Raw genomic sequence first — 19,142 nt, forward strand, 5'->3', positions numbered from 1 at the left:
AGCCGATTTCGGAATGACGAACTACGAGTACAAAGTTGTGCCTGCCCCGGACCGGGGAAAACGGGCGCGTGGGGTAAAGGGCACGGATGGGCGGTTTGCCCATGCGCTTGAGTGTGTGATGAACGAACTGGCCGCTGATGGCTGGGAATACTGGCGCTCGGATACGCTGCCATGCGAGGAACGAACCGGTCTGACGTCGAGCCGGACATCCTACAAATCCATCCTGATATTCCGCCGTTCAACGTCGGCCGAGGCAGAGGACCTACAGGCCCCCTTCGAACAACTGGCCGAGGCTGTTGCCCGCCATGCGTTGCCAGCGGTGCCAGTGCCGTCAATTCCGGAACATCACCTCACCGAAGAGACGCCATCAGAGCAGGACGTGCAAACACCAGCTCTCCCGCCCGAAGAGCGTACTCCCGAGGCGGCGGAGGCCGAAACTGCGCCACATCAGCCCCCGGAAGACGAGGAAATCGAAGCCCTCGAAACCGCCGAAACCGAGACACCTAACCAATTCCCCTGGAATTCGACCCTTCCAGAAGACCAGCTGCCCGAGCAGTTCGACTGGCAAAGATCCCCCGAAGACGGGCATTTGATGCTGACGGACCCTGTTTCGATACCCGAAAAGCCTGCGCCCAAAGCTGCTCCGAAAGAAGAGGCGTTTGTCTCAGATGCGGCAGCCTCCACCCGCTTTGTTCCAGATGAAGACGAAGGCAGCGATGACCCGTTCCCGAATGCTCTTCCTGCCGCTCTCCTGGCGCGCGCGCGACGCGTTTCAGACGATGGAGAGGGCAAGCCTGACAAGAAATCCGACCTCGCAGCCGAATAGCCCTCAGACGTCGATGTCCAGCGCCAGCGCATGGATTCGCGCCACCAGTTCCGCCCCCAGCGCCTTGTGAACGGCCCTGTGACGCGCAATACGCGTCAGCCCCTCGAAGGCCGAAGACCGAATCCTGACATTGAAGTGACTTTCGCCACCTTCCTGATAGCCCGCATGACCGCGATGACGTTCACTATCATCAACGACCTGCAACTCGCTTGGCGCAAAGGCCGCTTCCAGCCGAGTATGAATTTCCTGTGTCACTGACATTTTTTTACCCTCAGCCTCTTCTATCTGCCGCCGGTTAGACTAAACTCTGCGCCCTGAGTCGAAAAGGTGAGTCCATGCCAAAAGAAGATCCATTCGGTTTCGATATGTCCGTGTCTTCTGCCAAGAAGAAGAACCCGCGCGGGCGGCGCAGCATGTCTGGAGCCAGTGAAACCTCGACCCGTGTATGCGAACATGAGGGGTGCAACGAACCTGGCCTCTATCGCGCCCCAAGGGCGCCAGACGTGCTGGATGAATTCAAGTGGTTCTGCAAGGAACACGTTCGCGAATACAACCTGAAATGGAACTTCTTCGACGGCAAGACCGAAGCCGAGATGAATGCCCAGAAGTCGAAAGACAAGGTGTGGGAGCGTGAAACCAAGACATTCACCGACCCCGAAGCCCGTGCCTGGGCCCGTCTCGGCATCGAAGACCCGCATCAGGTTCTTGGCGCCAACGCGACACAGAACCCCGGCAAGGGTGCCGGCGCTGGCCGTCGTCTGCCGCCCACGGAACGCCGCGCGATCGAGATCCTCGAAGCCAAGGACACCTGGACCAAGGCCGAGGTGCGCAAGGCCTACAAGAAGCTGATCAAGGTATTGCACCCGGATATGAACGGCGGCGACCGCAGCCAGGAAGAACAGCTTCAAGAGGTTGTCTGGGCATGGGACCAGATCAAGGACAGCCGGAACTTCAAATGAGTTTCGACAGGGCGGCCAAATGGTCGCCCTTTCTTTTGGTATAGTTGATTTGAAACCTGCCCCTGCCCTATCCCTTAGGACAAGGATGGACGGAGACTTTCATGGAACGGCTTGGAAGATTTTTCATTGATCGCCCCGTGTGGGTGCTTGGCCTTGTTCTGGCCGCACTGGCCGGGCTGCCGCTGGCCCTCTGGCAGGACATGGACGCCCTGTCCGACAACCACATGGAACGCCAGACCCAGAGCATGAACGCCATCCTGTCGGCTGTGCGCGCCTACTATGCCGAAAACGTCGTCGATCCGGTCAAACTGCACGATGGCAATTCACTCGCGATGCACAATTACCGAGATACGCCCGGCGCCATCCCGATTCCTGCGACGCTTTCGATTGAACTCGGCCAACTCGTCGCCGATGCAGAGGAAGCGGTCACGTACCGGTTTGTCTCGGACTTTCCCTTCATGAACCGCACCGCTCACGAACTCTCTCCATTCGAAAGCCAAGCGCTTGAAACCTTCCGGACCAACCCCGAGGCCCGTGAAATCGTCACCATGGGCGGCGCCACGTTCTTCGACCATACCCTGACACTGGCCACGCCCATCCTGATGGAACAGGCCTGCGTCGATTGCCACAACGCCCACCCGGAAAGCACGCACAAGGATTGGGCCGTTGGCGACGTGCGTGGCGTTCAGAGCGTTACCATCAACCAACCGATCGCAAGCAACCTCTGGGCCTTTCGCTGGATGCTCACCTACCTCGCGCTTGCCGGAACGGCAGGCCTTGTTTTCGCTGCCATGCAGTTTCGTCTGGCCCGCTCATTCAGCCAGATGAACAACGAACTGGCCGCGAACAACAGCTTCCTTGCCGATGTGTCGCTTAAGATTTCCAAGTATCTGCCGCCACAGGTCTACCGCTCGATCTTTTCCGGTGAAAAGGATGTCACCATCTCGACCGAGCGCAAGAAACTCACGGTTTTCTTTTCTGATATCAAGGATTTCACCGCCACAACGGAACTCTTGCAGCCGGAAGAACTGACCGAGTTGTTGAACGAGTATTTCACCGAAATGAGCAAGATCGCCGAAGCCCACGGCGCGACTATCGACAAGTTCATCGGAGACGCCATCGTCGCCTTCTTTGGCGATCCAACCACCAATGGCACCGCCGAAGATGCCCGTGCCTGCGTTCGTATGGCACTCGAAATGCAGTCGCGGCTTGACGAACTGGACGATGTCTGGCGCGCCAAGGGACTGGAACACCCCTTCCGCGCACGCATGGGCATCAACACCGGCTACTGCAACGTGGGCAACTTCGGGTCTGACGCGCGGATGGACTATACCATCATCGGGGCCGAGGCGAACCTGGCGGCCCGCCTTGAGGGCATCGCCGAACCCGGCGGCATTGTCATGAGCTATGAAACCTACGCCCATGTCCGCGACCTGATCGAGGCCGAAGCCCTTGAGCCGACACGTTTCAAGGGCATTGCCCGTGACATCACCCCCTACCGCGTTCTGCGCAAGGCAAAAGGAACGGCCCCTGTTCCCAAGGGCGACAAACTTGTCGTGGACCTTGAAGGGATGAGCGAAACCATGCGTGAAAAGGTGGCCCAGGCCGTTCACGAGGCGTTGCACAAAACGCAAGATGCAGGGTGACGCAAGCGTCACCAAACCGAAAACGAACTGTTACATCCGCTTGCTAGCCGATTTGAAGATGCCGGGCACAGGCACCGTGCCGGGCGCATTCAAAGGAGTCCTCTTGCCGTGCTGTTCGACATTTTCTCCACTGCCCACACGATTTCCCTCATCACCGCAATCCTGTCTGCGCTGGCCCTCGGCGGTCATCTCTCGCTCAGCCTCGCACGCCCGGACCTTGGCCTCTGGCCCGCCTCTGATGGTTGGCGCCACCACCTCGCCTTTGGCCTGTTCCGCCTGTTCTGCGGCGCGACAGTGGTCTTTGCGCTCTGCGAAATCGGCGTGAATGGATGGGGCCACTGGCTGCGCTATGCCGTGGGTCTCCCGATCATGGTCACGGCCTTTGGCATCACACTTTGGGGCTATCGCTTTCTTGGCCTCGACAACACCTATTGCGAGAGCGGCGGCCTCGTCACGGGTGGCATGTACGCCTATTCCCGCAACCCCCAATACGTGACCTCGGTTCTGGCCACCGTCGGCCTTGGCATCACCAGCGGCTCTTTCCTGACACTTGCCTTCGCCGCCACCCTCTTTGCCCTCTATTTCCTCTTTGTCCTCAACGAGGAACGCTGGCTGGTAAAGGGCTACGGACAGGCGTTTCACGACTACATGCGCTCAACACCCCGCTTTCTTGACGAACGCAGCCTGATGCGTGCACGCAACGACCTGCGCCTGTCACTCTGATCGCGCTTTGCAAAAATGCCCGAAGCGTCCTCAATCCGGGGGCGCTTTTGCAATGCCGGGATCGCGTTATATATCCAGTTCTGGAACATTCACCACGTCACGTTCACATTCCGCGCTCTTCCTCTTGCTAACGTTCCAAAGATCAGGCACGAAGTGCGGGTTTGAACCCCTCACCCAGGGCAAGGCATAAGGACAATAGGCATGGCTGACGGCACGCTCGACATGAACGCGAAACCCACCGAAACGATTTCGGTCCGCGATGTATTCGGTTTTGACACCGACATGACCGTGAAAGGTTTTGAAGAGCGCAGCGACCGTGTGCCCGAAGTGGACCCGACCTACAAGTTCGATCCGGACACCACGATGGCGATTCTCGCAGGCTTTGCCCGTAACCGCCGCGTGATGATCCAGGGCTACCACGGCACCGGTAAATCGACCCACATCGAACAGGTTGCCGCGCGCCTGAACTGGCCCGCCGTGCGTGTAAACCTCGACAGCCACATCAGCCGGATCGACCTGATCGGTAAAGACGCGATCAAACTGCGCGACGGCAAGCAGGTCACCGAATTCCACGAAGGCATTCTGCCCTGGGCACTGCGCAACCCTGTCGCCATCGTCTTTGACGAATACGACGCGGGCCGTGCCGACGTGATGTTCGTGATCCAGCGCGTTCTGGAAACCGACGGCAAGCTGACCCTTCTGGACCAGAACGAGATCATCAAGCCGCACCCGCATTTCCGCCTGTTCGCCACCGCGAACACCGTGGGCCTTGGTGACACCACCGGCCTCTATCACGGCACCCAGCAGATCAACCAGGCCCAGATGGACCGCTGGTCGCTGGTCGCCACGCTGAACTATCTCTCGATCGACGCCGAAACCAACATCGTTCTGGCGAAGAACCCGCATTTCAACACCGAAGCGGGCCGCAAGATCGTCAAGCAGATGGTCACCGTTGCCGACCTCACCCGCACCGCCTTCATGAACGGCGACCTGTCGACCGTGATGTCGCCGCGGACCGTGATCAACTGGGCCGAAAACTCGGAAATCTTCCGTGACGTGGGCTATGCCTTCCGCCTGACCTTCCTCAACAAATGCGACGAACTCGAACGCCAGACCGTGGCCGAATTCTACCAGCGCCTGTTCGACGAAGAACTGCCGGAAAGCGCCGCAAGCGTGAGCCTGGGGTAATCAGTTCGGGAATGAGCCCATGCACATAGGTTTGATTGGTGGGATCGGCGTTGCCGCGACCGTCGTCTACTACCAGCGCCTCGTTGCGGCGGTAGAGGCGAAAGGTGGCACACTAGACCTCACCATCGTCCACGCCGATGTGCATGAGCTGATCCGCAACAACCTTGCAGATGACCGGCCCCCGCAAGCGGCGGTTTACGCAAAGCTGATCGACAGGCTGAAAGCTGCTGGATGCGATTGTGCAGCGATAACGTCTTTGGGTGGGCATTTCTGTTTTGACGAAACAGTACCGCTCTCTGCGCTCCCGCTTGTTTCCGCCGTTGCCCCTCTCGACAAGTACTTCTCTGAACAAGGGATCGAGAGTGTGGGACTGCTCGGAACCCGCGTTGTCATGCAGACACGCCTTTATGGGCAGCTTGTCAAAACACGGGCAGTCGCCTTGGATGCGGAAGTCGATGAACTAGGTCAAACCTATCAAGACATGGCAGTCGCAGGCCATTGCACGCCAGAGCAACGCGCCATGTTTCTCGATGCGGGGCGGCGTATGACAAAGGAACTGGGCGCCGAAGCAGTTGTACTTGCGGGAACGGATCTCAATCTGGCCTTTGACGGTCAGGAACCGGGATATAAAGTAATTGATGCGCTGGATGTGCATGTGGCGGTCCTGTCGGATCTTGCGACTGGCCGGATCAGCTTGGATGAAGTGACGAAGACGCGATGAAAAAAACTAACGACAACCCCGCCGATCCGTTCAAGAAGGCGCTGGCCGAGGCCACCAAGGTCATGGCCGACGAACCCGATCTGTCGGTGACCTACACCGTTGATCCTTCGGGTGTCTCCGGCGATCAGGTGCGTCTGCCGCAGGTCTCGCGCCGCATGACCCGCGACGAGGTCTTGCTGGCCCGCGGCACCGCCGATGCGCTGGCGCTGCGTCTCAAGTACCACGACGACGGCATGCACGCACGCTATGCCCCGCAACAGGGCATGGCGCGTGACCTCTATGAGGCGATGGAAACCGCCCGTTGCGAAGCGATGGGCGCGCGCGACATGCCCGGTACCGCCGGCAACATCGACGCCAAGATCGAACACGAGGCCCGTGGCAAGGGCTATGACCAGATCAAGAGTTCGTCCGACGCCCCCCTGCCCGTCGCCGCAGGCTATCTCATTCGTCACCTTGCGACCGGCCGCGATCTGCCCGATGCCGCCCGCAATGTCATGGAACTCTGGCAGGGCTATATCGAACAGCAGGCTGGCGACACCCTTGGCGATCTGAACGAACTGCTGTCTGACCAGCAGGGCTTTGCCAAGTTCGCCCGCAAGGTCATCGAAGACCTTGGCTATGGCGATCAGCTTGGCGACGATCCGGATCAGGAAGAGGATCAGGAGGACGAGGCGGAAGAGGATTCCGAAGAACAGCCCGATCCCGACAGCAGCGGCCAGGACGACAGCCAGGACGACGAAGCCGAGGCCAATCCGGAACAGTCGCAGGAAGAACAGCAGGATATGTCCGAGGCCCAGGTCTCGATGGACGAGATGGCCGAGGACGAGTTGGGCGAAGATGTCGAGATGCCCGACGGCGAGGCCCCGCTTGAGCCGCCTGCCCCGCAGCCGATTTCCGAAGCCGATCCGGACTACAGTGTTTTCAACACCGAGTTCGACGAAGAGATCAAGGCCGAGGAACTGGCCGAGCCAGTGGAACTGGAACGCCTGCGCGCCTACCTCGACCAGCAGCTTGAACCGCTTAAAGGTGCCGTCAGCCGCCTTGCCAACAAACTGCAACGCCGCCTTCAAGCCCAGCAGAACCGCTCGTGGGAATTCGACCTCGAAGAAGGCATCCTCGATGCCGGCCGTCTGGCCCGCGTGGTCGCCAACCCGACAACGCCACTTTCGTTCAAGGTCGAGAAAGACACCGAATTCCGCGACACCGTCGTGACGCTGCTGCTCGATAACTCCGGCTCGATGCGCGGCCGGCCGATTTCGATCGCCGCAATCTGCGCCGACGTTCTCGCCCGCACGCTGGAACGCTGCAACGTCAAGGTCGAAATCCTCGGCTTTACCACCCGCGCGTGGAAAGGCGGCCAAAGCCGCGAGGCATGGCTGAACGAAGGCCGCCCCCAGCAGCCCGGTCGCCTGAATGACCTGCGCCACATCATCTACAAGGGGGCCGATGCCCCGTGGCGCCGATCGCGCGACAACCTTGGCCTGATGATGAAAGAGGGCCTTTTGAAAGAGAACATCGACGGCGAAGCACTGGAATGGGCACACCGCCGCATGATCGGCCGCCCCGAGGCGCGCAAGATCCTCATGGTGATCTCGGATGGTGCGCCCGTGGATGACTCGACCCTGTCGGTCAACCCAGCCAACTATCTGGAAAAACACCTGCGCGACGTGATTGCCATGGTCGAAAAGCGCCGTCAGGTCGAACTGCTGGCCATCGGTATCGGCCACGACGTGACCCGCTACTATGAACGCGCGGTGACGATCACCGATGTCGAGCAGCTGGCCGGTGCCATGACCGAACAACTGGCAAGCCTGTTTGACAGCGACCCGCGCAAACGCGCCCGCGTTCTGGGAATGCGCAAAGTCGGCTAATACGTCTTTCGGTGCCCATTCCAACAGGGCACCCTTGAGAAATTGATTGAAGGGGAAGCCTGTGTTCCAGGATTTCAATGTATTGGCGCGCCCGGAACAAGGTCCGCCCCGTCTCGCAGCCCTGCGCCAGGAACTCGCCCGCGAAGGGCTGAACGGCTTCATCATCCCCCGTGCCGATGTCTATCAGGGCGAATACGTCGCCCCCCGCGACGAGCGCCTCGCCTGGCTGACCGGTTTCACGGGCTCCGCGGGCTACTGTATCGCATTGGCAAACTGTGCTGGCGTGTTCGTTGATGGCCGCTACCGCACCCAGGTCAAGGCACAGGTCGCGGATGACTTCACGCCCGTTGACTGGCCCGAGGTGTCTCTCGGGCAATGGATTCTGGACAATGTCAAGGGCACGGGTGTGATCGGCTATGACGCGTGGCTGCATACTGTCGGACAGATCGAAACCCTCGAAGCGAAGTTACAAGGCAGCGGCATCACCCTGGTGGCATGTGACAACATGGTTGACCGCGTCTGGGAGGATCAACCCGATCCACCTCGTGCCCGCGCCTCTACGCAACCCATTGAATTCGCAGGTGAAGAGCATGGCTCCAAGCGTGCACGCCTTGCTTCGGAACTCGTCCAAAAAGGTCATCGCGCGGCCCTGATCAGCCAACCCGACAGCATCGCTTGGTTGCTCAACATTCGCGGCTCAGACATCCCCCGCAATCCCGTTGCACACGGAATGGCCCTGCTGAATGACGACGCGACCGTTGATCTGTTCATGGATCCGGTCAAACTCGAAGACGTGGCCGATCATCTTGGCCCGGATATCCGCGTTCATGCGCCAGACCTGCTTCTGAAACTGCTGATTTCCATGGCGGGTCCAATCCGGCTCGACAAGGCGACAACCCCCTACAAGGTGGCGCACGCCTTGGAAACCGCCGGGATCGAGATCCAATGGGGCGATGACCCCTGCGCGCTTCCCAAGGCCTGCAAGAATCCCGCAGAAGTCGCTGGCAGCGTCGAAGCCCACCTGCGAGATGGCGCGGCCATGTGCCATTTCCTGCACTGGTATGACGAAAACGCGGAAACGGGCATCACCGAAATCGACGTTGTCGAAAAACTCGAACAGTGCCGCCGTGACACCAACGCGCTTCTCGACATCAGTTTCGAGACAATCTCGGGAACCGGTCCGCATGGTGCCGTGATCCATTACCGCGTGACCAAAGACACCAACCGCACCCTGGCATCGGGCGACCTTCTTGTCCTCGATAGCGGCGGCCAGTATCGCGACGGCACCACCGATATCACCCGCACCCTTCCGGTCGGCGCGGTTGGGCAGGACGAACGCGAGGCCTTCACCCGCGTTCTGAAAGGCATGATCGCGATCTCCGAACTACGTTGGCCCAAGGGCCTTGCCGGGATGCATCTCGAAGCCATCGGTCGCGTGCCGCTCTGGCAGGCAGGACAGGATTTCGACCATGGCCTCGGTCACGGTGTCGGCTCGTATCTCTGCGTCCACGAAGGCCCGCAACGCCTCAGCCGCCTGAGCGATGTGCCCCTGAAACCGGGAATGATCCTGTCTAACGAACCCGGCTACTATCGCCCCGGCGCGTTCGGTATCCGCATCGAGAATCTCATCGTCGTCGAAGATGCTCCTGCACTGCCAACAGGTGATTCTCACCGGGACATCCTATGCTTCCGCACCCTGACCTGGTGCCCGATCGACCGTCGCATGATCGAGACATCGCTGTTATCCGACCAAGAACGCGCTTGGATCGACACCTATCATGAGACGTGTCGTCACGTTCTGGGACCAAGGCTTCCCAAAGAAGTACAGATGTGGTTGGATCGCGCGACCGCGCCACTGTGACACAGTACGCGCTCGGGAGGATGACACATCGGTGTCATACGCATCCGAAAGGATGTCGCAAGACTTTAAGGGGACAAGCATGGGCAACAATATCACGATCCGCAAAGCGGAAGGAAACTGGACTGTTCGCGCAGGGGGCGCGATTCTGGGAGAGAGCTCGAATGCGCTTGAGCTGAGCGAGGGTGACCTGCCGCCGGTGATCTATTTCCCGCGTGAAGACATCGCGATGGCGTTCCTGGACGACAGCGATCACAGCACCCATTGCCCCAAGAAAGGCGATGCCAGCTATTTCTCGATTGTGACCAAAAGCCAGACACTTAAGAACGCCGTCTGGAGCTATGAGGCTCCGATTGAAGACGTCGCGCGCATCAAGGATCACCTGGCTTTCTACACGGGTGACGGCGTCACCGTAGAGCGTATCTAAGCGCCCAAAACAGCCATATGTATCACGGCGGTATTCCGTCGGTATTGCGTCGGTGCCACCGGCGCAATTTTCATTTCAGCTGTGCTCTTCCGCTGCCGTCGCGGCCAAGGCGCGGTTGTAGGCCTTGAGGGCATCCACATGGAACAGTGCCCCCCAGAGTTCCGGCGGCTGCCCCTCGCCCGCTATCGTGACAACAGGGATAAAGGGCACGGCAGCCTTGTCGAAGATCGGCATCGCGGATTCGAGCGTGGCGTTTCCGTCGACATAGATGCCATCCGCGATCATCTCCCAGCAGGTGTCCTCTGAGGCTGCTCGCGGATCATCCTTGGATCGCATCACGCCCGCCACACGGAACATGGACAATAGGTACGCCTGGGGGCCCGCAGCGACATGCACATTGCGCCGTTCCAGCTGCGTCAGGAAGAACGAGCGATCCACCAACCGCGACCCAAGGGCTGTCGAGATGGACACCGACACCATCACGGCCAGACCAGTCTGCCAGTCCCCGGTCAGTTCGAACACGATCAGCGTTGTCGAGATCGGTGCCCCGAGAACCGCCGCGGCCACCGCCCCCATGCCGGCAAGAGCATAAAGGGTCACCGTGCCGGACACCTCGGGGAAGATCCCCGTCGCGATCAGACCAAAGGCCAACCCGGTAAGCGCCCCAACCATCAGCGCAGGTGAAAACACGCCGCCCCCCATGCGCCCGGCCATGGTGATGGACACGGCAATAACCTTCAATATCGCGAAGACTACAGCCTCGTGCAGCACCAGCTTGCCTGTCAGCGCCGCAGAGGTCGTTTCGTAGCCGACACCGATAATATGCGGGAACCATATCGCGAGTACGCCAAGCAAGGCCCCAGACACCGCTGGACGCAGCCAACGCGGCATCCGGGTACGGTCCTGAATATGCGTGGCCATGTCCTCGGCCCAGAAGATCGTCCACATCAGGGCCACGGCGACAAAACCGCAAAGTCCTCCCAACATGAGAAATGCCGGGAGCTCCTGATAGAACTGTAGGGCCCCGGACGTGGGCAGCGCAAATTCGGTAACATCCCCAAATTCCAGCCGGTTGATAACTGTTCCGGCAACAGAGGCGATCACGATCGGGGCAAAGGCGTGCACCGCGAAGTGCCGCAAAACCACCTCGAGAGCAAACAGGGCACCCGCAATCGGCGCATTGAAAGACGCGGACACGGCCGCCGCCACAGCGCAGCCCAACAAATCGCGCCCCGTGATCCCGTCAGCCTTGATCCGATTACTGACCCAAGACGAGATGACCGCCGCCATGTGCACCACAGGTCCCTCCCGCCCGGTCGAGCCGCCCGAAGACAGGGTAATGAGTGAGGCAAAGGCCGAGGCGATACCTTCTTTCTTTTCGACCCGCCCCTCCAGCAACGCCGCGCCTTCGATGACGTCAGCGACCGAGCGCACGCGCCCGTCCGGCGTGAACCTGTGCAAGATCAGCCCGACCACCAGGCCGCCAACCGTAGGGATCACCAAAAGCATGTACCAAGGCAAGGTTCCCGCAAAACTGTGCAGGAGGTTCACATCTTCAGTGCCGTAAAGTGTGGACTGTAGCCAGGTGATGCCCTTGCGGAAGAACAGCGCGGCAAACCCGGCGGCTATCCCGATCAGCAGCGCGATCAGCCAGAATTGGAACTGGCTCGGCCCTTTCTCGACCAGAACCTTCCATCCACCCCGACAGGTCGTGACAGCTTCACGGGCACTTTGGGCCAGAAAGGATCGCGTGGTTTTCGCCATGAGCCAATGGTTTTGCTAAGGTTTCTCCCAGCTTTAGGGGTTTCACCGCAAAAGGCAAAGGGGGCGGCCGTAACGATTTCTTGCGAAACGGAAAATTTGGGCAAGTTAGCCCAGCAACGACCGCGCCGCGGCACGTGCTTCATCGGTGATGCTGTCGCCCGAGATCATGCGGGCGATTTCATCCACGCGTTCGCCCTCGGACAGCGGTGTCACCTCGGACAGCGTCTGATCGTTTTCAACCCGCTTGGCCACGCGCCAGTGATGCGCGCCGATCGCCGCCACTTGCGGCGAGTGAGTGACAACAAGCACCTGCCCACCTTCAGACAGGGCGGCAAGACGGCGACCAACTGCATCGGCCGTGGCCCCACCAACGCCACGGTCGATCTCGTCAAAGATCATGGTGATACCGGTGGTGCCAGCCGATAGACATACCTTGAGCGCCAGAAGAAATCGGCTGAGTTCGCCACCAGAGGCGATCTTGGCCAGTGGACCCGCGGGCGCGCCCGGGTTCGTCGCAACGGTAAAGGCAACGGTTTCCGTACCATCAGGCCCGGCCTCGGCCTCGCTCACCTGCGTGGTAAAGACCGCTCGCTCCATCTTGAGCGGTGCCAGCTCCTCTGACACCGCAACATCAAGCCGCTGTGCCGCCTCTGTACGCGCTGCACGCAGTTTGGCCGCCATTGCCTCATATGTCGCCTCAGCCGCGCTCACCGCCTTGCTTAATGCGTCTATATTGCCTTCGCCCGCATCCAGCGCCGCCAGTTTCTGGCGCAGGTCATCGGCGAAAGCGCCCAGTTCGTCCGGAGCCTGACCATGTTTGCGCGCCAATGCCCGGATTGCGAAAAGTCGTTCCTCGACCTGCTCCAACTCGTGCGGATTGAAATCGAGTGCTTCGAGGCATCGCTCGACGCCATCAACGGCCTCGGCCAATTCGTTCATCGAACGCTCAAGCGCCGCCAGTGTCCCGTCAAGGCGACCTTCGGTGCCCTCTGTTGCGCTTTCCAACCAACGAAGCGCATCCCCCATCGCACTCTCTGCGCCCTGAGAGAGAGCGTTATGCGCCAGCGTCACTGTTTCACGCACCTTTTCAGCGCCCTGCATCAGGCGGCGGCGGGAATCGAGGTCGGCTTCTTCGCCCGGTTGCGGATCAAGTTGATCCAGCTCGCCAACAGCATGACGCAGGAAATCTTCTTCCGCACGCGCAGCGGCCAGCGCCTCTTCCGCTGCACTCAGGGCTTTGCGGGCCTTGGAAACGCCGGCCCACGCCGCACGCGTATCACTGCGCAGACCTTCAAGGCGGCCGAATTCATCCAGAAGGTCGCGGTGCCCGCGCGGGTTCAGAAGGCCACGGTCATCATGTTGTCCATGCAGTTCGATCAGCGTTTCGGACAAACGGCGCAACACTTCGCCTGAACAGCGACGATCATTGACCCAAGCCGTCTTGCGCCCATCCCGTCCGTTGACACGGCGCAGGAACAACTCATCGCCACCCGGCAACCCCGCCTCTTCAAGGATGGCATGGGCTGCGTGGCCCTCGGGCAAATCAAACACGGCGACAACCTCGCCCTGCTCGGCCCCGGAGCGCACCAATTCGGCACGTCCTCGCCAGCCGAGAACAAAGCCAAGTGAATCCAGCAGGATCGACTTGCCAGCCCCAGTTTCCCCGGTCAGCACATTCAAACCCGGCTGGAACCCAAGGTCCAGCCGGTCAATGATCAGCATGTCGCGAATATCAAGCGAACGCAGCATGGGACAACCTCAGATCCTGTCCGGGTTGATCAGAGCCATCTGCCCTGCACGGTCTGGCGATACACTTGTTTCAGCCAGCCATCGCTTGCCGCTTCCAACTCGAGACCACGGCCCGTCAGCAGCTTGTAGCTGTCTTCGTACCATTCGGTCGAACGGTAGTTGTGACCAAGGATTGCACCAGCGGTCTGGGCTTCTGCATCAAGGCCCAGAGACAGATAGGCTTCGACCAGACGGTGAAGCGCCTCGGGGGTGTGGGTTGTGGTCTGGAAGTCCTCAACAACAACACGGAACCGTTTGATGGCTGAACCAAAGTGGTCACGGCGCAAGTAGTAGCGCCCCACTTCCATTTCCTTGCCAGCGAGGTGGTCAAAGGCGAGATCGAACTTGAGTTTGGCCGACTTGGCATAGCCGCTGTCGGGATAGTTCTCGATCACTGTGCGCAGCGATTGCAGCGCCTGGAAGGTCAGACCCTGATCACGTCCAACATCGTCGATCTGGTCATAATAACTGAGGGCAAGAAGATACTGCGCGTAGGCCGCGTCGTCATCCGCCGGATAAAAGTCGATGAAACGCTGCGCGGCAGAGCGGCTATCCTCGTATTCTTTAGCCTCGTGGTAGGAAAAGGCCTGCATGATCAGAGACCGCTTGGCCAACTCTGAATAGGGATAAAGACGTTCCACTTCCGAAAAATAGAAGGCAGCGGTTTCCTCGTTGTTTTCAGTCAACTCATATTCGCCGCGCTCATAAATCTGTTCCGCCGAGAACGATTCGATTGGCAACTCGCCCCGTTTCACCTGATCGGCAACACTTCCTTTGCCACAGGCGGCAAGCAAAGTTGTTGCGAGAATCGCACCGCAAACTCCCAAACGCGATCCGACACCTGTCATACTGCACAACCTCTTATCCGGTTAAGGCAGACCAACACTGCCCTTTCAAAAGCTGTTAGCACAGAAAATCGCGGTGCAAAACGTCTTTGGCAGGAAATCGCAGACAAGTTCAGGCGACGGCAGGCATTTCTGCGATATGCACGCCGGCACCGGGCAGACGCGCAGCCGTCATTTCGTCGACTTCAACGAAACGATACGCATCCGGATGCGCAAAAAGCTCGCGCAAGAGAGCATTGGTCAGGGCGTGGCCTGCACGATGGCCAACGTACTGACCAACAATCGGCGCCCCCGCCAAAGCCAGATCCCCCAAGGCATCCAGCATCTTGTGGCGCACGGCCTCGTCACGGTGACGCAGGCCACCCGGGCTCAAAACATCTGCACCATCAACCACAACCGCGTTTTCCAGCGTGCCTCCAAGGGCAAGGCCATTGGCGTGCATCATGTCGACATCGGCCTTGCGGCAGAATGTGCGGCTATCACAAAGCTCGCGTACGAAGCTGCCGTTGGCCATGACAAGCGACTTGTCCTGAACGCCGATGGCCTCATCCTCGAAATCGATGTGAAAATCGATTTTCATTTCGTTTGCCGGTGCAAGCGAGGCAGTCGCATCACCACGGGTCACGGAAACCGGCTTGAGAATTTCGATCACACGGGTGCGCTGGCGTTGACCAACAAGGCCCGCACGCAGGATCCCGCGAACGAACTCGGCCGAACTGCCATCGAGAATCGGGACCTCGGGGCCGTCAATTTCAATCAGCGCATTGTGAACGCCGGTACCTGCGAGTGCAGCCATGATGTGTTCGATGGTGGAAACGGTCACACCAGCGTCATTCACAATCCGCGTGCACAGAGCGGTTTGTTCAACCACATCCCAGCGGGCGGGGATCATTGCGTCACCAATCAAAATATCCGTCCGACGGAACCAGATGCCGTAATCGGCAGACGCCGGATGAACCGTCATGTGAACCGGTTTACCCGAGTGCAGGCCTGTCCCTGTAAAGCGAATGGATGATTTGACCGTGTGTTGCACGCTTTTCTCCGAATGGCGCGATACGCCCCCAGTGGTACCGCAATCCTGACCTACTTGGTCGCGCAGTGCTTCACAATTCAAACATTGTAACGGACTGAAACATCGCTGAAACAAATCGGCAAATCGCCGCTCACACCCATGTAAACACCTGAAACGAAAAGAAAAAGGCCGCCAATTTGGCGGCCCTTTCAATGTAGTTTCTTTACGTTAGTTTGCCTGGCGACGCAGGAAAGCGGGGATCTCGATCCGCTCCTGATCCTCGTCATACTCGGGCTCCGACTGTACTGCCTGAACCGTCGGCTGCTGACGTGCGGCCTGAGGCGCGGTCTCCGCACCGTGTCCGGTCATGCGGCCAATCAGCGAGTTCAGGCCGAAACCACCTCGCTTCGGCTCTTCAGCACGCGGCTGCTGAAGTGGGGCTTCGGGTTCAACAGCTGCCGCAGGGCGGGCCGCAGGGGCCGAAGGTGCCTTTTCAGCAGCGGCGCGAAGGCGCTGAAGAACTTCTGGCGACGGGGTGCCGACAGGGCGGGCCTTGGGTGCCACGAAAGTCTCGGGTTCGTCTTCTTCATAGGCTTCAGGCTGCGGGTTGAAGCTGGCAACCTGCGGCTGGTACGCGGGCGGCGGCAGATCATCATCCTGCTGCACGGCGGCCGGAGCCTCTTCGAAGATATCTTCCATCTGGTCTTCTGCCGCGGCACGCTCTGCGTCCAGCGCATTGAAGAGCGAGGGCTCTTCCTCAACCGGAGCCTCGGCAACGGCCGGGGTTTCCTCTACGACCGGGGCAGCTTCAACCTTGGGCTCTTCAAGAACATGGGTCGCCAGTGGCTTGGACATCGGACGGCGCACCGGCAGTTCTGCCGGAACTTCCGAAGCATCGATGCCGGTCGCAACCACAGAAACCCGCATGCCACCATCCAGAGTGTCATCCAGCGTCGAACCCACGATGATGTTGGCGTCGGGATCAACCTCTTCGCGAATACGGTTGGCCGCTTCGTCCAGTTCGAACAGGGTCAGGTCGTGGCCGCCGGTGATGTTGATAAGAACACCACGCGCGCCACGCAGGCTGATTTCGTCCAGCAGCGGGTTGGCAATGGCCTTTTCGGCCGCCTGGATCGCACGATCTTCGCCTTCGGCTTCGCCGGTGCCCATCATCGCCTTGCCCATCTCGTCCATTACGGCGCGAACGTCGGCAAAGTCGAGGTTGATGAGGCCCGGACGAACCATAAGGTCGGTTACGCCCTTCACACCCTGATACAGAACGTCATCGGCAAGCGAGAACGCCTCGGTGAAGGTGGTTTTTTCAGTCGCAAGACGGAACAGGTTCTGGTTCGGGATGATGATCAGCGTGTCCACGACCTTCTGAAGGGCTTCGACACCCTCTTCGGCCTGACGCATCCGCTTGGCACCCTCAAACTGGAACGGCTTGGTGACAACACCCACGGTCAGAACACCCAACTCACGCGCGGCCTGCGCGATGATCGGAGCCGCGCCGGTACCGGTGCCACCGCCCATACCGGCCGTGATAAAGCACATGTGCGCGCCGGCCAGCTGGTCAACAATCTGTTCGATGCTTTCTTCGGCTGCCGCAGCGCCGACGGTTGCCCGTGCGCCCGCGCCCAGGCCCTCGGTGACTTTCACACCAAGCTGGATGCGCGATTTGGAGCGGCTTTGCTGAAGCGCCTGCGCGTCGGTGTTAGCGACAACAAAGTCGACACCTTCCAGCGCCTTTTCAATCATGTTGTTGACCGCGTTACCGCCTGCGCCACCAACACCAAAAACCGAGATGCGCGGCTTCAGGTCCGCCTGCTCGGGCATAGTCAGATTCAGAGTCATGGTTTTCCGCCTGTCTTGTTCCCGTGTTCGGGTGATGTGCCCCGAATTCCGGGTGATTATTATCCCTACTCGCTTGCGATATTATCCAAAGCAGCAGGAATCGTCACGTCAAAAAAGCGCGTAGCACCGCAAAATATAGAGATTTTTCCCTTCAAGCCCCGCTATTTAGCTCGAAAGACGATATCTGGAGTCGGGAAAATTGGCGGAAAAATCTTAACCTTTTAGATCAGCTATTTCGCGCAACCCTCTAGGATATTATGTATTTTTCCGCCCGCAATTTCGCCCAATCCGGCATAGCGGCGACAACGGGCGGAAATTCGCCGTTACCAGTTATCCCGGAACCATCTCATGGCCCGCATCAGCGAACGAACCGGGTAACGTTCGACCGGAAGGTCAAAATCCCACCACTCATCTTGCGGATGTGTTGCAAAGAGACACATCCCAACCGCACTGGCGAATCCGGGACCGGTTGCCGCCTGCGGCAGACCATGCACACGCATCGGTCGCCCAAGGCGTACCTGCTGGCCAAGGATCTTTGACGCCAACCCATCCAGCCCCGGGATCTGGCTGCCGCCACCGGTCAGGACAATCTTCTGGCTGGGCAGGTATTCGAACCCCGCCGCATCCAGACGCGCGCGTACTTCTTCGAGGATTTCCTCGACACGCGGACGCATGATCCCGATCAACTCGGCGCGGCTCACCGTGCGACGATCGTGCTCCCAGTCGCCGGTATCCCCTTCAAGCTCGATCATCTCGCGATCATCCATGCCGGTCGCATGCACGCCGCCATAGAAGGTCTTGATCCGTTCCGCCGCAGCAGCAGGCACCTGAAGGCCCATGGAAATGTCTGAGGTCACGTGATCGCCGCCCATGCGCACCGCATCGGCATAAATCATGTGCTTTTTCATGAAGATCGACAAGCCCGTCGACCCACCACCCATGTCGATACAGGCCGCGCCAAGTTCCTGTTCGTCCTCGACCAGCGCCGACATGCCGGACACATAGGAAGACGAAGCAATACCGGCCAGTTCCAGATCACAGCGTTTGACACAATGCGCAAGGTTCTGAACTGCCGGCGCATCAACCGTCAGCATGTGCATGTCGGTGGTCAGTTGCTGGCCCATCTGGCCGCGCGGATCGGACAGGCCAGAGCGATGGTCCAGCGCAAAGTTCACGGGCTGCGCGTGCAGCACCTCGCGGTCATCGCCATAGTCCGGCACGTCGCAGGATGCCAGAACGCGCGCGACATCCTGTTCGCTGACAACCTGTCCCTCAAGATCAACCTTGCCCGCCAGACCATAAGAGCGCGGCGCGGCACCGGAGAAACAGGCGATCACGTGATCGACACGGATCTTGGCCATCTTCTGCGCCGCCTGAACGGCTGTGCGGATAGCGCGTTCTGTTTCCTGCATCGCGTCGATTTCGCCGAACCGCACGCCACGCGACCGGGTTGTCGCAGCACCGATCACACGAAACCCGCTTTGCCCCGCCATAGAACCAATGCCTTCCACCTCGGACAGGCGCTCGGTGCCATCGAAGCGCAGGACAAGACAGGCAATCTTGGATGTTCCCACATCCAGAATGGCAACGACCCCGCGTTGCATTGCGGCCTTGCGCATGTTGCGCATCGCTCTCTGGGACTCGTAAAGCTCGATCATTA

The 19,142-nt window shown here is 59.7% G+C and carries 16 protein-coding genes; 9 read left to right on the forward strand and 7 right to left on the reverse strand.

What is annotated here, in order from left to right; all coding sequences use genetic code 11:
• Positions 1-13: 13 nt before the first annotated feature.
• Positions 14-826, forward strand: a complete 813-nt coding sequence (locus tag ABWV42_RS02645) for a DUF4177 domain-containing protein (RefSeq protein WP_353338781.1) — start codon at positions 14-16, stop codon at positions 824-826.
• A gap of 3 nt (positions 827-829) precedes the next feature.
• Here the strand turns inward: ABWV42_RS02645 and ABWV42_RS02650 are convergent, their stop codons facing one another.
• Positions 830-1,087: a BolA family protein gene (locus ABWV42_RS02650; RefSeq protein WP_255105227.1), complete on the reverse strand. Its 258-nt coding sequence runs from the start codon at positions 1,085-1,087 to the stop codon at positions 830-832.
• Positions 1,088-1,161: 74 nt separating this feature from the next.
• Here ABWV42_RS02650 and ABWV42_RS02655 point away from each other — a divergent pair, with 74 nt between their 5' ends.
• The 8 genes from ABWV42_RS02655 (at position 1,162) to ABWV42_RS02690 (ending at position 10,219) form a co-directional block, all read left to right on the forward strand.
• On the forward strand, positions 1,162-1,785 hold the full coding sequence (locus tag ABWV42_RS02655; RefSeq protein ID WP_255105224.1) for a J domain-containing protein: 624 nt from the start codon (positions 1,162-1,164) through the stop codon (positions 1,783-1,785).
• A 101-nt stretch (positions 1,786-1,886) separates the two neighbouring features.
• Complete coding sequence (locus ABWV42_RS02660) at positions 1,887-3,431, forward strand: adenylate/guanylate cyclase domain-containing protein (protein WP_353338782.1); 1,545 nt, start codon at positions 1,887-1,889, stop codon at positions 3,429-3,431.
• Between the two features lie 108 nt (positions 3,432-3,539).
• Positions 3,540-4,154, forward strand: a complete 615-nt coding sequence (locus ABWV42_RS02665) for a methyltransferase family protein (protein ID WP_353338783.1) — start codon at positions 3,540-3,542, stop codon at positions 4,152-4,154.
• 201 nt (positions 4,155-4,355) lie between these two features.
• Positions 4,356-5,342 carry a cobaltochelatase subunit CobS gene (gene cobS, locus ABWV42_RS02670; protein WP_255105218.1) on the forward strand — a complete coding sequence of 329 codons (987 nt, stop codon included), beginning with the start codon at positions 4,356-4,358 and terminating at the stop codon, positions 5,340-5,342.
• A gap of 19 nt (positions 5,343-5,361) precedes the next feature.
• A complete protein-coding gene (locus ABWV42_RS02675) occupies positions 5,362-6,063 on the forward strand; it encodes an aspartate/glutamate racemase family protein (protein WP_353338784.1) in 702 nt (233 codons plus the stop codon).
• Complete coding sequence (gene cobT, locus ABWV42_RS02680; protein ID WP_353338785.1) at positions 6,060-7,934, forward strand: cobaltochelatase subunit CobT; 1,875 nt, start codon at positions 6,060-6,062, stop codon at positions 7,932-7,934. Before ABWV42_RS02675 ends, cobT begins: the two co-directional genes overlap by 4 nt.
• Before the next feature lie 61 nt (positions 7,935-7,995).
• Complete coding sequence (locus ABWV42_RS02685; protein WP_353338786.1) at positions 7,996-9,795, forward strand: aminopeptidase P family protein; 1,800 nt, start codon at positions 7,996-7,998, stop codon at positions 9,793-9,795.
• A gap of 79 nt (positions 9,796-9,874) precedes the next feature.
• Positions 9,875-10,219 carry a DUF427 domain-containing protein gene (locus tag ABWV42_RS02690; protein WP_353338787.1) on the forward strand — a complete coding sequence of 115 codons (345 nt, stop codon included), beginning with the start codon at positions 9,875-9,877 and terminating at the stop codon, positions 10,217-10,219.
• 75 nt (positions 10,220-10,294) lie between these two features.
• On the opposite strand, the gene ABWV42_RS02695 is transcribed toward ABWV42_RS02690, so the two are convergent.
• From ABWV42_RS02695 to ftsA, 6 genes are all read right to left on the reverse strand, one after another.
• On the reverse strand, positions 10,295-11,983 hold the full coding sequence (locus ABWV42_RS02695; RefSeq protein ID WP_353338788.1) for a chloride channel protein: 1,689 nt from the start codon (positions 11,981-11,983) through the stop codon (positions 10,295-10,297).
• Between the two features lie 105 nt (positions 11,984-12,088).
• Positions 12,089-13,732: a DNA repair protein RecN gene (gene recN, locus ABWV42_RS02700; RefSeq protein ID WP_353338790.1), complete on the reverse strand. Its 1,644-nt coding sequence runs from the start codon at positions 13,730-13,732 to the stop codon at positions 12,089-12,091.
• A gap of 29 nt (positions 13,733-13,761) precedes the next feature.
• The gene (locus ABWV42_RS02705; protein ID WP_353338791.1) at positions 13,762-14,619 is read right to left on the reverse strand and encodes an outer membrane protein assembly factor BamD; all 858 of its coding nucleotides are present in this window, start codon (positions 14,617-14,619) and stop codon (positions 13,762-13,764) included.
• A gap of 109 nt (positions 14,620-14,728) precedes the next feature.
• Complete coding sequence (gene lpxC / locus ABWV42_RS02710; RefSeq protein WP_255105196.1) at positions 14,729-15,649, reverse strand: UDP-3-O-acyl-N-acetylglucosamine deacetylase; 921 nt, start codon at positions 15,647-15,649, stop codon at positions 14,729-14,731.
• A gap of 207 nt (positions 15,650-15,856) precedes the next feature.
• A complete protein-coding gene (gene ftsZ / locus ABWV42_RS02715; RefSeq protein ID WP_353338792.1) occupies positions 15,857-17,482 on the reverse strand; it encodes a cell division protein FtsZ in 1,626 nt (541 codons plus the stop codon).
• 323 nt (positions 17,483-17,805) lie between these two features.
• The gene (ftsA, locus tag ABWV42_RS02720; RefSeq protein WP_255105190.1) at positions 17,806-19,140 is read right to left on the reverse strand and encodes a cell division protein FtsA; all 1,335 of its coding nucleotides are present in this window, start codon (positions 19,138-19,140) and stop codon (positions 17,806-17,808) included.
• Positions 19,141-19,142: the final 2 nt, after the last annotated feature.

The organism is Pelagimonas sp. KU-00592-HH, from assembly GCF_040369695.1.
Classification (GTDB): Bacteria; Pseudomonadota; Alphaproteobacteria; order Rhodobacterales; family Rhodobacteraceae; genus Shimia.